This window comes from Pseudomonas sp. S2_E02 (genome assembly GCF_054668355.1).
In genome coordinates this window covers 2,699,456-2,713,950 of record NZ_CP162761.1, presented here as the reverse complement: position 1 = coordinate 2,713,950, position 14,495 = coordinate 2,699,456, and the positions used below count along the sequence as shown (strand labels likewise).

Below are 14,495 nucleotides of genomic sequence, written 5' to 3'. Positions count from 1 at the left end.
ATCGCCGGAGTGATCATGATCGTTGACCGTCAAGGCAGGCGTTTTCGCAATCTGCGGATCAGTCTGACTTCAGCCTGCAATTACGCGTGTACCTACTGCGTGCCCAACGGCAAGCGGTTGGTGGCTGCGCAGGATGAGCTGTCGGCTGAGGCCATGGCGCGTGGCGTGGCGTATCTGATCGAGGCCGCCGGCATCGAGCGGCTGCGAATTACCGGTGGCGAGCCGCTGGTCAGCCCCAAACTCGAAACGTTCATGACCGCTGTCGGCAAGATGGGCCTGGAAGACATCAGCCTGACCACCAACGGTCAACTCCTTGCAAAAAAACTGCCGCTGCTGGTGGATGCCGGTCTGCGCCGGATCAACGTGTCCCTCGATACCCTCGACGCCGGTGCTTTCCGCAGCATCGCCCGTGGCGGCGATCTGGCCACCGTGCTCGACGGCATGGATCAAGCGGCAGCGGCGGGGATGAAGATCAAGGTCAACATGGTGCCGTTGCGCGGGCAGAACCTCGACCAGGTGATGCCGCTGCTGGATTACTGCCTGGAGCGCGGATACGAACTGCGCTTTATCGAGCTGATGCGCATGGGCCATCTGGCCAAGGACTCCAATGCCTTCCTGCAACAGTTCGTCAGCCTGCAGCAATTGCTGCAGCTGATTGGCGAACGTTACGAGTACGCGCAAACCGACGCGCCAGTGGACGCTACGGCGGTGCGCTATGCGATTCCTGGCCTGGGCAACTTTGGCGTGATCGCCAACGAAAGCGTGCCGTTCTGCCGGACCTGCTCGCGCTTGCGCCTGTCGTCGACCGGTTGGCTACATGGTTGCCTGTCGTCGAGCAACCGTCACTATGTCGGCGATTTGCTCGACAAGCCGCGTCATCAGGCCTTGCCAGCGCTCCAGCGTTTGCTGGTCAAAGCGTTGGGCGACAAGCAGGAGGTGGCGTTCTCAGGTGGCGCGACAGTGATGAAAATTATCGGCGGCTGATCAACCGCTTTCGCGAGCAGGCTCGCTCCCACCTTGGAATGTATTCCCCCTGTGGGAGCGAGCCTGCTCGCGAATACGATTTAACCATCAACAAATTTCTTGAGCTGGCGCAAAAGCTGCATCCTACGGCCATTCGCCGGTTTTCCGTCACCGGCCTCTGGAGGAATAGGATGCGTAGCCTGGTTTTGCTGCTGGCCGTTTTGGCGCTTGGCGGCTGTATGACTGTCAGCGATATGGCCGAAGGCACTCGCTACCAGATGAGCGACGCGGGCTTGCTGGATCATAGCGACAGCCGTCGCGTGAACAACTTCCGCATTCAGCCGGACTCGTTCATCTACATTGCCCAAGGCGCGTTCGCACCGCCGGGCGGTTCCTACCCGCGCCCGAACGTGGTGGCCGAAGAAGCCTTCAAAGGCTTCGTCGAGTACTTCCCGATGGTCCGCCGTGCTCGCGCGCCGGAAGGCCTGGACCAGGCGATGGGCGAAGCTCGCGATGCTGGTGCGCACTATCTGCTGTACACGCGTTTCGCCAAGGCTGACGATCGCATCGGCAACTCCGATGAGTGGCTCGATGAAGAAGCGGTTGATCGCCTCGGCATCGACGGCGGTGTGATTCAGATCATGTTGATCGAGACCAGCACCCAGTATTTGATTGATACTGCACGGATCAAGAGTCGTGGCGGTTTACTGACGTTCCACGACAGCAAGCCCGAAGACCTGATCGGCCCGCCGCTGGCCCAGTACGCGCGCAGCCTGTTGGGAGTCGGCGACCAATAATTCAAGGAGAACGCCATGAGTGGCCCGCAAAAAGCCAATGACCTGTTGGGACAGATCCCCAAAACCAAAGGCTTGCCGCCGGTGCACTTGTGGAATCCGGACTTCTGCGGCGACATCGACATGCGCATCGCCCGCGACGGCACCTGGTATTACCTGGGCACGCCGATCGGGCGCAAGCCGATGGTCAAATTGTTCTCCACGATCATGCGCCGCGACGGCGATGATTATTTCCTGATTACCCCGGTCGAGAAGGTCGGGATCAAGGTCGACGATGCGCCGTTTGTGGCGATTGCGGTCGAGGTTGAAGGCGAAGGGGAGGCGCAGCTGTTGCGCTTTACCACTAACGTTGATGAAACCACCGAGGCCGGGCCGGCGCATCCGATCCGGGTTGAGATTGATCCCGTGACCCAGGAGCCGGCGCCTTACGTGCATGTGCGCACCAACCTTGAAGCGCTGATCCACCGCAATGTGTTCTATCAACTGGTGGAGCTGGCGGTCAGTCGCGAAATCGATGGCCAGCGCTGGCTCGGTGTGTGGAGCGGCGGCGAGTTCTTCCGCGTCGGCCTGGAACCCTGAGCAATACAAATCCCGAACTGTGGGAGCGAGCTTGCTCGCGAAAGCGGTGTATCAGTCAGCCTGGGTATTGACTGACCTACCGCCTTCGCGAGCAGGCTCGCTCCCACATTTGGTTTTGTGGGTTGCCTGAAAAATGCTGATTGACTGTTAATCATATGATGATTAGCGTGTTCACCTATCGCGATCCGCTTTGAGGTGTTCATGTCCAGCAGCTTTCATTCGTCGACCGTTGACTGGCTTGGCAGCTGGATTGCCGCTGGCCAGGTCAAGCCGGGGCAGACCATCAAGGTTGAGGCCGATCTGGGTGAACAACTCGGCGTCAGTCGTACGGTTATTCGCGAAGCAATCAAGACCCTCGTTGCCAAAGGCATGCTCGAAGTCGGGCCGAAAGTCGGCACCCGCGTGCTGCCGGTGCGGCGCTGGAACCTGTTCGATCCGCAAGTGGTCGGTTGGCTGTCGCGCAACGGCCTGCCGGAAAATTTCGTCGATGACTTGCTCGACCTGCGCCGTACCATCGAACCGATGGCCGTGCGCTGGGCGTGTGAGCGGGCGACGCTGGACCAGATCGAAGCGGTGCAACTGGCTTACAACGCCCTCGAGCGCGCGGTCGACAGCGGCACCGATTACAACCGCGCCGACCAGTTCTTCCACGAATGCATCCTCGCGGCCAGCCACAATCAATTCATTGAACAAATGGTTCCGGCCCTCGGCGCGTTGCTGGCGGTGTCGTTCGAAGTGTCTGCTGCCGATCCGGATGAACTGCGCCGCACCTTGCCGATCCACAAGGACATGGCCGACGCCATCGCCGCCCGGGATTCCGCGCGGGGCGTGTGGGCGTGCATGACCCTGATCGACAATGCGGACCTGGCGATCAAACGCTTCTACCCGAAAGTCATGGCCGACAAAAAAGCTGGCTAACACCCAGATCCCCTGTAGGAGTGAGCCTGCTCGCGATAGCGGTATATCAGCCGCATTGAAGTCAACTGACACTGCGCCATCGCGAGCAGGCTCACTCCTACAGAAAATCACAAGAACAATGGAGACCGTTATATGCCGTGGACCGCCCTGACCCAACACCGCGCCCGACTCGGTGAAGGCCCGTTCTGGGACGCACCGACGCAGGCGTTGTACTGGGTGGACATCGCCGGCAAACAGGCCCTGCGCCTTATCGGCCAGAACGTGCAGATCTGGCAGATGCCCGAACACGTTTCCGCCTTCATCCCCTGCGCCAGCGGCGATGCACTGGTGACCCTGAGCAGCGGCGTCTATCGCCTCGACCTCGATTCCCCGGGCCTAGAACCACGCCTGACGCTGTTCTGCGTCGCCGACCCGCAACCGGGCAATCGCCCCAACGAAGCGCGTTGCGATGCTCAGGGGCGACTGTGGCTCGGCACCATGCAAAACAACATCGGCGAGCAGGGCGAAGATCTGCCGATCACCCAGCGCTCCGGTGGCCTGTTCCGCATTGATCCGGATAAACGGGTCACGCCATTGCTGCGCGGCCTGGGCATTCCCAACACGCTGCTGTGGAGCGACGACGGCACCACAGTCCTGTTCGGTGACAGTCTCGATGACACGCTGTATCGCTATTTTATTCACGCCGACGGCAACCTTGATGTGGCCACTCCCTGGTACGGCCCTGATCAGAACGGTGGCCCGGACGGTTCAGCAATGGATGCCGAAGGCTACGTGTGGAATGCCCGCTGGGACGGCAGCTGCCTGCTGCGCCTGACGCCTGACGGCAAGGTCGACCGCAGGATCGATCTGCCAGTCAGCCGCCCGACCAGTTGTGTGTTCGGCGGTGAAGACCTGAAAACCCTGTACATCACCAGCGCCAAGAGTCCGCACAACCATCCGCTGGATGGCGCGGTGCTGTCGATGCGCGTGGATGTCGCAGGAAAACTCTGTACACGGTTTGCCAGTTAAATCCCAAAATATGGGATGCAAAATTATATATTGAGATTATTCGGCAGTCGGGTTTATAGTCGGCTCCAGCAGTAACACGCACTCACACTTAAAAAAACAAAACAGGTGAAGTGATGCAGCGAATGTCTATCGCACTCCCGTGTGGAGTCCGCGTCTCGCAACGGCCCCAAGCTGTCGCGTGCGCTTGCCTGTTTCGTTCCAACCGCCTTCCAGACCGGACATCGGCAGATGCCCGGTTTTTTTGTGCTTGCGAAACAGGAGTCCTGATCCATGGCTGAACCTCTTTCCCTGCCGCCGGTGCCCGCACCGCCGAAGGGCGAGCGTCTGAAAAACAAGGTCGTGCTGCTGACCGGCGCCGCGCAAGGCATCGGCGAAGCCATTGTTGCGGCGTTCGCCTCGCAGCAAGCGAAACTGGTGATCAGTGATATTCAGGCGGAAAAAGTCGAAACGGTGGCCGTGCACTGGCGTGAGCAAGGTTACGACGTGCAAGCGCTGAAGGCGGATGTCTCGCATCAGCCCGACCTGCATGCCATGGCCAAACGCGCCGTTGAGCTGCACGGGCGCATCGATGTGCTGGTCAACTGCGCCGGGGTCAACGTGTTCCGTGATCCGCTGGCCATGACCGAAGAAGACTGGCGTCGCTGCTTCGCCATTGATCTGGACGGCGCCTGGTTTGGTTGCAAGGCAGTGCTGCCGCAGATGATCGAGCAGGGCGTCGGCAGCATCATCAATATCGCCTCGACCCATTCCAGCCACATCATTCCCGGTTGCTTTCCGTACCCGGTGGCCAAACACGGTTTGCTCGGCCTGACCCGCGCGCTCGGCATCGAGTACGCCGCGAAGGGCATCCGCGTCAACGCTATCGCCCCGGGCTATATCGAGACGCAGTTGAACGTCGACTACTGGAACGGATTCGCCGACCCGCACGCCGAGCGTCAGCGCGCCTTCGATCTGCACCCGCCGAAACGCATCGGTCAGCCGCTCGAAGTGGCAATGACGGCGGTGTTTCTGGCCAGTGATGAAGCGCCGTTCATCAATGCTTCATGCATCACCATCGATGGTGGTCGCTCGGTGATGTACCACGACTGAGCACAGTGGTTTTCACGCGGATAAATCCGTGTGAAATCCAATCATCATACGATATGACTATTTTCAACAGGCATTGCAGGAACACGCTTTAACGCTTTTCAAACATTGCTCAAAAAAATAACAAGGAGTCAGCTTATGAAACGTCGTTTCGGGATTCGTACCCTGTGCAGTACCGCCCTGGCGGTCACCGCGTTCAGCCTGAGCAGTGCGCTGCTCGCTGCCGACACCGTGAAAATCGGTTTTCTGGTCAAGCAGGCGGAAGAACCGTGGTTCCAGACCGAGTGGGCCTTCGCCGAGAAAGCCGCCAAGGACAAGGGCTTTGAACTGATCAAGATTGCCGTGCCGGACGGTGAGAAAACCCTCTCGGCGATCGACAGTCTTGCTGCCAACGGTGCCAAGGGCTTCGTGATTTGCCCGCCGGACGTCTCGCTCGGCCCGGCAATCATGGCCAAGGCCAAACTCAACGACCTGAAAGTGATTGCCGTCGATGACCGTTTCGTCGACGCCAACGGCAAGTTCATGGAAGACGTGCCATACCTCGGCATGGCCGCGTTCGAAGTCGGCCAGAAGCAGGGCAACGCGATGGTCGCCGAAGCGAAGAAACGCAACTGGGACTGGAAAGACACCTACGCGGTGGTCAACACCTACAACGAACTCGACACCGGCAAGAAGCGCACCGACGGTTCGGTGAAATCCCTCGAGGACGCCGGGATGCCGAAGGATCACATTCTGTTTGCCGCACTGAAAACCCTCGACGTACCGGGCAGCATGGACGCCACCAACTCGGCGCTGGTGAAACTGCCGAGCGCGGCGAAAAACCTGATCATCGGCGGCATGAACGACAACACTGTGCTCGGCGGCGTACGCGCCACCGAAGCCGCCGGTTTTGCCGCGGCCAACGTGATCGGCATCGGCATCAACGGCACCGACGCCATCGGCGAACTGAAAAAGCCGAACAGCGGCTTCTTCGGCTCGATGCTGCCAAGCCCGCACATCGAAGGCTACAAAACCGCCGAGATGATGTACGAGTGGGTCACCACCGGCAAAGAACCGCCGAAGTACACCGCGATGGACGACGTCACCCTGATCACCCGCGAGAACTTCAAGCAAGAGCTGGAAAAAATCGGCCTGTGGAACTGACGCAGTGACGGCCCGGGCAGCCGGGCCGTTTTTCGGTGTGAAGAGGTGGCTTTATGCACGCGCAAGTACAAACACAAGAACAACACGGCGCCAGCGGCAGCCTGCGCTTCAACGGGATCGGCAAAACCTTTCCCGGGGTGAAAGCGCTGGACGCCATCAGCTTTGTCGCCCATCCCGGCCAGGTTCACGCCTTGATGGGCGAGAACGGCGCCGGCAAATCGACCCTGCTGAAAATCCTCGGCGGTGCTTACATCCCGAGCAGCGGCGAGTTGCAGATCGGCGAGCAGACCATGGCGTTCAAGTCGACCGCTGACAGCATCGGCAGCGGCGTCGCGGTGATTCACCAGGAGTTGCATCTGGTGCCGGAAATGACCGTCGCCGAAAACCTGTTTCTCGGCCATTTACCGGCCAGTTTCGGTTTGATCAATCGCGGTGTCCTGCGTCAGCAAGCGTTGAACTGCCTCAAAGGCCTGGCCGACGAAATCGATCCGCAGACCAAGGTCGGGCGCTTGTCCCTCGGCCAGCGGCAACTGGTGGAAATCGCCAAGGCGCTGTCGCGCGGCGCCCACGTCATCGCTTTCGACGAGCCGACCAGCAGCCTTTCGGCCCGTGAGATCGACCGCTTGATGGCGATCATCGGACGCCTGCGTGACGAGGGCAAAGTCGTGCTCTACGTTTCCCACCGCATGGAAGAAGTGTTCCGCATCTGTGACGCCGTGACGGTGTTCAAGGACGGTCGCTACGTGCGCACCTTCGACGACATGAGCCAGTTGACCCACGATCAACTGGTGACCTGCATGGTCGGTCGTGACATTCAGGACATCTACGATTATCGCCATCGACCACGCGGTGCCGTCGCGCTGAAGGTTGATGGTTTGCTCGGCCCGGGTCTGCGCGAGCCGATCAGTTTCGAAGCGCACAAAGGTGAAATCCTTGGCCTGTTCGGATTGGTCGGGGCAGGGCGCACCGAGCTGTTTCGCTTGCTCAGCGGGCTGGAACGCAACACCGCCGGACGCCTCGAATTGCGCGGTCACGAACTGAAACTGCGATCACCGCGCGACGCGATTGCTGCGGGCATTCTGCTCTGCCCGGAAGATCGCAAGAAGGAAGGCATCATCCCGCTGGCCAGCGTCGCCGAAAACATCAACATCAGCGCACGCGGCGCTCATTCGGGCCTCGGTTGCCTGATTCGTGGTCTGTGGGAAAAGGGCAACGCCGACAAACAGATCAAAGCGCTGAAAGTGAAAACCCCGCACGCCGGCCAGCAGATCAAATTCCTCTCCGGCGGCAATCAGCAGAAGGCCATTCTCGGTCGCTGGCTGTCGATGCCGATGAAGGTCCTGCTGCTCGACGAACCGACGCGCGGCATCGACATCGGTGCCAAAGCCGAGATTTACCAGATCATCCATAACCTCGCTGCTGAGGGTATTTCGGTGATCGTGGTGTCCAGCGACCTGATGGAAGTTATGGGCATTTCCGACCGCATTCTGGTGCTCTGCGAAGGCGCCTTGCGCGGCGAAATCAGCCGCGACCAGGCCAATGAATCCAACCTGCTGCAACTGGCTTTGCCGCGCCACCGCGCTGACGGCGTGGCGAACTGAGAGGTGACTATGATGACAACCCAAAACGAAACCCTGCCGAAAGAGCGCAAGCCGCTGGACATGCGACGCTTCCTTGATGACTGGGTCATGTTGCTGGCGGCTGTGGGCATATTCGTTGCCTGCACGCTGCTGATCGACAACTTTCTTTCGCCGCTGAACATGCGTGGCCTGGGCTTGGCGATTTCCACCACCGGGATTGCCGCGTGCACGATGTTGTACTGCCTGGCGTCGGGGCATTTCGACCTGTCGGTGGGCTCGGTGATTGCCTGCGCCGGGGTGGTTGCGGCGGTGGTGATGCGTGACACCAATAGCGTGTTTCTCGGTGTCAGCGCGGCGCTGGTGATGGGCCTGATTGTCGGGTTGATCAACGGGATCGTGATTGCCAAGTTGCGCGTCAATGCGTTGATCACGACGTTGGCGACCATGCAGATCGTTCGCGGTCTGGCTTACATTTTTGCCAACGGCAAAGCAGTGGGCGTGTCGCAGGAATCGTTCTTCGTTTTCGGCAATGGCCAGTTGTTTGGCGTGCCGGTGCCGATTCTGATCACCATTGTTTGCTTTCTGTTTTTTGGTTGGCTGTTGAATTACACCACCTACGGGCGCAACACCATGGCCATCGGTGGCAACCAGGAAGCGGCGTTGCTCGCGGGTGTGAACGTTGACCGGACCAAGATCATTATCTTTGCCGTGCATGGTGTGATTGGTGCGTTGGCGGGGGTGATTCTGGCGTCTCGGATGACCTCGGGGCAGCCGATGATTGGTCAGGGATTTGAACTGACGGTGATCTCGGCCTGCGTGTTGGGCGGGGTGTCGTTGAGCGGTGGGATCGGCATGATTCGGCATGTGATTGCCGGGGTGTTGATTCTGGCGATCATTGAGAATGCGATGAACTTGAAGAATATCGACACGTTTTATCAGTATGTGATTCGTGGTTCGATCCTGCTGCTGGCCGTCGTGATTGACCGCCTGAAACAACGCTAAGATCAAGAGCCCCTCACCCCAGCCCTCTCCCAGAGGGAGAGGGGGCCGACCGAGGTGTTTTGCGTCCTGCACCGACTTGAAAGACCTAGTCGATTATGGAATCGGAAACGCACTTTCGGGTCGGTTGTGGATTCGGCGAAGCACTTTCAGGTCGGCGTACTTCTTGAGCCTCCCCCATTCAGTCCCCTCTCCCTCCGGGAGAGGGCTAGGGTGAGGGTGCTGTTGATCTTCCCGCCTTCTGTCCGACCCCCCAAATATTCCTTGCTCGCCCGCACCCGTTTCGGGTATCAATTTGTACATGATTAGACAGGTACGATTTGACAAGAAACAACGGGTGGTCGACGAACTCGTCCGACGCATCGAAAGCGGCCTCATGGAGGATGGTTTTCTGTTGCCCGGCGAACATCAGTTGGCTCAAGAATTCCAAGTCAGCCGAGGCACGCTGCGCGAAGCGCTGGCCGAACTGAAACGGCGCAATTACATCGCCACGCAAAGCGGCGTCGGCTCCATCGTCACTTTCGACGGTGTCGCGCTCGACCAGCGCAGCGGCTGGGCGCAGGCGCTGGCCGACAGCGGCGCGCTGATCAATACCGAAGTGCTGCGTCTGGAAGCCGTGACCCGGCCCGATCTGCTCTCGCGGTTCGGCACTGACCAATTCATCACCCTCGACCGCCGTCGGCGCTCCAACGACGGCACGCTGGTCTCTCTCGAACGCTCTTTGATGCCGGCCACCGGCGGCCTGGAAAGCCTGCCGCGTGTCGGTCTGATCGACAATTCCCTGACCATCACCCTGGCCGCCTACGGCTACATCGGCGAACGCGGTGATCAGTGGATCGGTGCCGAGCCGTTGAATGCCGAAGACGCCGAATTGCTCGGGCGCCCGGTCGGCACCGTTTTCCTCAAGGCGTTGCGTACCACCTATGATCGCCAGAACCGTTTCATGGAGTTGGTCGAAAGCCTGCTCGATCCGGTGCATTTCCGTTTGCACCTGCAATTTGGAGAATCGAAATGACCGCGCTCAACCGTGCCCTTGGTGCTTTCTATGGCCTGGCCCTCGGTGATGCACTGGGCATGCCGACGCAATCGCTGAACCGCGAAACGATCAAGACCCGCTTCGGCCAGATCACTGATCTGCAGGATGCCGGGCCACTGCAACCGATCGCCGCAAACATGCCCAAAGGCTCGATCACCGACGACACTGAACAAGCCATTTTGGTTGGTGAGTTGCTGGTCGAAGGCAAAGGCCGCATCGAACCGGCGATCCTCGCGCAACGCTTGATCGAGTGGGAAGCCGAGATGCAGGCCAAGGGCTCGCAGGACTTGCTCGGGCCGTCGACCAAGCGCGCCATCGAAATGATCCTCGCCGGCCATTCGCCGGAAGAGGCCGGACGCTTCGGCACCACCAACGGCGCGGCCATGCGCATTACGCCGGTAGGGATCGCGGCGGATGTGGCCGATCCTCAGCGGTTTATCGCAGCGGTGGTACAGGCCTGTCAGGTCACCCACAACACCACGCTGGGGATTTCCAGTGCGGCGGCGGTGGCAGCGGTGGTATCTGCCGGCATCAATGGCATGGACCTGGGCGAAGCGTTGAACCTCGGCCAGCACATCGCTCAGCAAGCCGAGGCGCACGGGCACTGGGTGGCCGGTGGGCGCATTGCCTCGCGCATCAGTTGGGCGCGCACCATCAGTGTCGATAGCGACAAGGCTTTGCTGGCGGATCTGCTCTATGACGTGATCGGTACTTCGGTGGCGTCGCAGGAATCGGTGGTGGTCTCCTTTGCCCTGGCGCAGCAAGTGGCCGTCGGCGAGATGAGCGCGTTTGATGCGTTGTGCATGGCCGCCAGTCTTGGCGGTGACACTGACACCATCGCGGCGATTCTCGGCGCCATGCTCGGGGCCTGCCTGGGTCTTGAGAGCTGGCCAGTGCCGATGATCGACACGGTGAAGGCCGTCAATCATCTGGAGCTGGAGCCGTTGGTGCAGGGGCTGTTGGCCTTGCGCTAACCAGGTTAGCGCCTTCGCGAGCAGGCTCGCTCCCACAAGGATTACACGGTACCTGTGGGAGCGAGCCTGCTCGCGAAAGCCGCACCGCGAATTTCGAATTTTTAACCCGCAATGGATCGCGCAGACAGGCCGAGGACGGCCGCGATGTCTTGTCGTTTTGCATCATTGCCACAACCACAAAAAAGGCAAACAGGAGCATCTTCATGAGTTCATCAAACGCCGCGCAGAGCGCCGGGCAACTGGAAACCCGCGGCATCGAACCGGTGCCGGAAGCCGAGTGCAACGGCCATCCGCTGCAACTGTTCTGGGTCTGGTTCGCCGCCAACATTTCCATCCTCGGTCTGCCGCTGGGCGCCACGCTGGTGGCGTTTCGCGGGCTGGCGATCTGGCAGGCGATCATCGTCGCAATCATCGGTGCTGCCGGTTCGTTCGCGGTGGTCGGGATCATCTCGATTGCCGGTCGCCGTGGCCGCGCACCGAGCCTGACCTTGTCGCGAGCGATCTTCGGCGTGCGCGGCAATATCGGCCCGACGCTGGTCTCGCTGATGTCGCGCCTGGGTTGGGAAACGGTCAACACCACCACCGCTGCATTTGTGCTGTTGTCGCTGTGCTCGATCCTGTTCGGCTCGCCAGTGGAAGCGAAAAGTGCGCCGATACTGACGTTGATCTTTATCGCGATTTTCGTCCTGCTGACTTTGTCAGTGTCCGGCCTCGGCCACGCGACCTTGCTGGTGATCCAGAAGTGGGCGACCTACGTGTTCGGCGCGCTGAATCTTCTGGTCGGCGGTTTCCTCTGCGCGACCATCGACTGGAGCGCGGTGTTCAATGCCACGCCCGCGCCGATGAGTGCAATGATCATCGGTATCGGCACCATGGCCGCCGGTACCGGCATTGGTTGGGCCAACGCTGGCGCCGACATGTCGCGCTATCAGCATCGCAGCGTCAAGGCTGTGCGACTGGTGGCGTCTGCCGCGTTCGGTGCGGGCATTCCGCTGGTGCTGCTGATCACTCTTGGCGGTCTGCTGTCGGTGGGCAACAACGACCTCGCCTCGGCGACTGACCCGATTGTTGCAATCCGCGACATGCTGCCAACGTGGATGGCCGTGCCGTACCTGATCACGGCGTTCGGTGGCTTGTTGCTGTCGAACAATCTGTCGGTGTACTCCGCCGGTCTGACCACGCTGACCCTTGGCCTGAAGGTCAAACGCGTCTACGCGGTGGTGGTCGATATCGTCGCGATCTTCGCCGGCTCAATCTACTTCATGCTGATCGCCGACAGTTTCTACGGCCCGTTCATTACCTTTATTTCCCTGCTGGCGGTGCCGATCACCGCGTGGGTCGGGATCTTCGTCGTTGACCTGATTCACCGTCATTACTACAGCCCGAAAGACCTGCTCGACGTCAGCCCGAGCAGTGCCTACTGGTATCACGGCGGTATCGAGTGGCGTGCGTTTGGCGCGTGGGCGATTGCCATCGTCCTTGGCTTCAGTTTCACCACCATTGGCACTACCGCTGAAAACGTCTGGTTCAAAGGCTTTTTGTCCGACTCGTGGCTGGGCCACAACGGCCTCGGCTGGATCGTGACGTTCGTGGTGGCCGGTGGCATTTACTTTGTCCTCGGCGGGGCGAAAGACCGTCGCGCCGCGCAAACCGAGAATGCTCATGCCTAAGATGTTGCACACCGGCCAGGTCATCATCGACCTGGTCATGGCCGTGGATAAGCTGCCGCAGGTTGGCGGCGACGTGCTGGCGCAGTCGGCGGGTTTCGAAGCGGGCGGCGGTTTCAATGTGATGGCGGCGGCCGTGCGCAATCGCCTGCCGGTGGTTTATCTCGGCCGCCATGGCACTGGGCGTTTCGGTGATCTGGCGCGTGAGGCGATGAATGCCGAGGGGATTCACATCGGCATTCGCCAGCCTGCGCAGCGCGACACAGGGTTGTGTGTGGCGCTGACCGATGCGTCGGCGGAGCGCAGTTTCATTTCCTACATCGGCGCTGAAGGTGAGGTGACGGCGGAGGATCTGAACAGCGTTGCGGTCGAGGCGGGCGATTACGTTTATCTCAGTGGCTACAGCCTGTTGCACGAAGGCAAAGCGCAGGCGTTGCTCGACTGGACATTGGCGTTACCGGAGTCGATCAACGTAGTGTTCGATCCGGGCCCGTTGGTGGAATCGCCGGACTCGCCGCTGATGCAGGCGTTGCTGCCGCGAATCGATGTGTGGACCAGCAACAGTGTCGAGGCACTGCGGTTCACCGGGGCCGAGGATATTGGGGGTGCGCTGGATCGTCTCGCTGAGCATCTGCCCAATGAAGTGCTGATCGTGGTCCGTGACGGGCCGCAAGGGTGCTGGATTCATCAGCGCGATGAGCGTCGGCATGTCCCGGGGTTTGCTGTGAAAGCGGTGGACAGCAATGGTGCCGGCGATGCCCATGCCGGCGTCTTTGTCGCGGGACTGGCGCAGGGTTTGACAGCGCATGAAGCAGCGCGACGGGCGAATGCGGCGGCAGCTTTGGCGGTGACGCGGTGGGGGCCGGCGACTTCGCCGGGTGCGACTGAAGTGGATGCGTTTATCCGCGAGTCCGGCGGCGCCTGATAGATAGCTTTCGCGAGCAAGCTCGCTCCCACAGGGGATTTATGTTCGCCTCAGATCCAATGTAGGAGCTGCCGAAGGCTGCGATCTTTTGATCTTATAAAAGCAAAGATCGCAGCCAACTGCATCTCCTGCATGATTAGCGATCACACGATCATATCGCTCAGCTATCCAGCTTGCGCGCTACCTCCACGCCAGCCGCACTGAGCTTGATCGGCAGGTTCAACGAATGTTCGCCAGCCTCGTTGCAGGTCACATGCCCGTGGTGAATCAGTCCACGATCCTGCAAAGCGGCGAGGGCGCTGGCCACTACCTTCTCGCCCCGGTAATTATCCAGCACCTCTTTTCCCAGACCACTCGGATGGGCGTGCAACAGACGGGTGAGGACTTCTTTTTCCAGGTTTTTATCGACGTTCATGGTTACCTCTTCATTGGATTGAACAGGACGCTCGCGTCGGCGAACTACTGACCGGAGCCTTCGGAACCGGAGCCACCGGTGGTGGTTTTCGAGCCGATGCCGGGGCCCGCATTGTCTGGCGTGGCGGGGGCGTCGGGGGTGTTCATGCCGCCCTGCCGGCCCGGGTCGCTGCCCTGAGTGCGCGGGTCGGTGCCGGTGGCGGGAGGCTGATTGATCAAGGGCACTCCCGAGCCATCGGTATTCATACCGGGAGCACTGTTGATGGCGGGGGCGCGTGGCGGAGTCGGATCGGTAGGGCCGGTGCCCGCAGCGGTGGCGGATGCGGCGAAAACCGCAGGGCAGAGCAGGGCGCTGAATACGAAAGCGGTCAACCTTGACGGGATCATAGGGCTTCTCCAGTGATTGGAA

The 14,495-nt window shown here is 60.4% G+C and carries 15 protein-coding genes; 13 read left to right on the top strand and 2 right to left on the bottom strand.

What is annotated here, in order from left to right; translation table 11 throughout:
* The first annotated feature begins 15 nt into the window (after positions 1-15).
* The 13 genes from AB4O01_RS12070 (at position 16) to AB4O01_RS12010 (ending at position 13,672) form a co-directional block, all read left to right on the top strand.
* Complete coding sequence (locus tag AB4O01_RS12070; RefSeq protein ID WP_186620467.1) at positions 16-984, top strand: GTP 3',8-cyclase MoaA; 969 nt, start codon at positions 16-18, stop codon at positions 982-984.
* A gap of 170 nt (positions 985-1,154) precedes the next feature.
* A complete protein-coding gene (locus tag AB4O01_RS12065; RefSeq protein ID WP_007908280.1) occupies positions 1,155-1,760 on the top strand; it encodes a DUF4823 domain-containing protein in 606 nt (201 codons plus the stop codon).
* Between the two features lie 15 nt (positions 1,761-1,775).
* The gene (locus AB4O01_RS12060; protein ID WP_320336532.1) at positions 1,776-2,336 is read left to right on the top strand and encodes a DUF1285 domain-containing protein; all 561 of its coding nucleotides are present in this window, start codon (positions 1,776-1,778) and stop codon (positions 2,334-2,336) included.
* A 201-nt stretch (positions 2,337-2,537) separates the two neighbouring features.
* Entirely contained in the window at positions 2,538-3,254 is a 717-nt protein-coding gene (locus AB4O01_RS12055) for a FadR/GntR family transcriptional regulator (RefSeq protein WP_093435405.1), read from the top strand.
* A gap of 132 nt (positions 3,255-3,386) precedes the next feature.
* On the top strand, positions 3,387-4,262 hold the full coding sequence (locus AB4O01_RS12050) for an SMP-30/gluconolactonase/LRE family protein (RefSeq protein WP_099756904.1): 876 nt from the start codon (positions 3,387-3,389) through the stop codon (positions 4,260-4,262).
* Between the two features lie 270 nt (positions 4,263-4,532).
* Positions 4,533-5,351, top strand: a complete 819-nt coding sequence (locus AB4O01_RS12045) for an SDR family oxidoreductase (RefSeq protein ID WP_186620478.1) — start codon at positions 4,533-4,535, stop codon at positions 5,349-5,351.
* 135 nt (positions 5,352-5,486) lie between these two features.
* Positions 5,487-6,491, top strand: a complete 1,005-nt coding sequence (locus tag AB4O01_RS12040) for a substrate-binding domain-containing protein (protein ID WP_064120360.1) — start codon at positions 5,487-5,489, stop codon at positions 6,489-6,491.
* Positions 6,492-6,544: 53 nt separating this feature from the next.
* Entirely contained in the window at positions 6,545-8,092 is a 1,548-nt protein-coding gene (gene araG / locus AB4O01_RS12035; protein WP_093435398.1) for an L-arabinose ABC transporter ATP-binding protein AraG, read from the top strand.
* A gap of 12 nt (positions 8,093-8,104) precedes the next feature.
* The gene (gene araH, locus AB4O01_RS12030) at positions 8,105-9,073 is read left to right on the top strand and encodes an L-arabinose ABC transporter permease AraH (RefSeq protein WP_026000669.1); all 969 of its coding nucleotides are present in this window, start codon (positions 8,105-8,107) and stop codon (positions 9,071-9,073) included.
* 298 nt (positions 9,074-9,371) lie between these two features.
* The gene (locus AB4O01_RS12025; RefSeq protein WP_250605987.1) at positions 9,372-10,085 is read left to right on the top strand and encodes a GntR family transcriptional regulator; all 714 of its coding nucleotides are present in this window, start codon (positions 9,372-9,374) and stop codon (positions 10,083-10,085) included.
* Entirely contained in the window at positions 10,082-11,080 is a 999-nt protein-coding gene (locus AB4O01_RS12020; RefSeq protein WP_460091889.1) for an ADP-ribosylglycohydrolase family protein, read from the top strand. Before AB4O01_RS12025 ends, AB4O01_RS12020 begins: the two co-directional genes overlap by 4 nt.
* A gap of 203 nt (positions 11,081-11,283) precedes the next feature.
* The gene (locus tag AB4O01_RS12015; protein WP_460091888.1) at positions 11,284-12,750 is read left to right on the top strand and encodes a purine-cytosine permease family protein; all 1,467 of its coding nucleotides are present in this window, start codon (positions 11,284-11,286) and stop codon (positions 12,748-12,750) included.
* Complete coding sequence (locus AB4O01_RS12010; protein ID WP_460091886.1) at positions 12,743-13,672, top strand: PfkB family carbohydrate kinase; 930 nt, start codon at positions 12,743-12,745, stop codon at positions 13,670-13,672. The genes AB4O01_RS12015 and AB4O01_RS12010 overlap by 8 nt, the downstream gene beginning before the upstream one ends.
* Before the next feature lie 160 nt (positions 13,673-13,832).
* Here the strand turns inward: AB4O01_RS12010 and AB4O01_RS12005 are convergent, their stop codons facing one another.
* Positions 13,833-14,087 carry a hypothetical protein gene (locus AB4O01_RS12005; RefSeq protein ID WP_093435386.1) on the bottom strand — a complete coding sequence of 85 codons (255 nt, stop codon included), beginning with the start codon at positions 14,085-14,087 and terminating at the stop codon, positions 13,833-13,835.
* A 44-nt stretch (positions 14,088-14,131) separates the two neighbouring features.
* Positions 14,132-14,473, bottom strand: a complete 342-nt coding sequence (locus AB4O01_RS12000; RefSeq protein WP_008085503.1) for a hypothetical protein — start codon at positions 14,471-14,473, stop codon at positions 14,132-14,134.
* Positions 14,474-14,495: the final 22 nt, after the last annotated feature.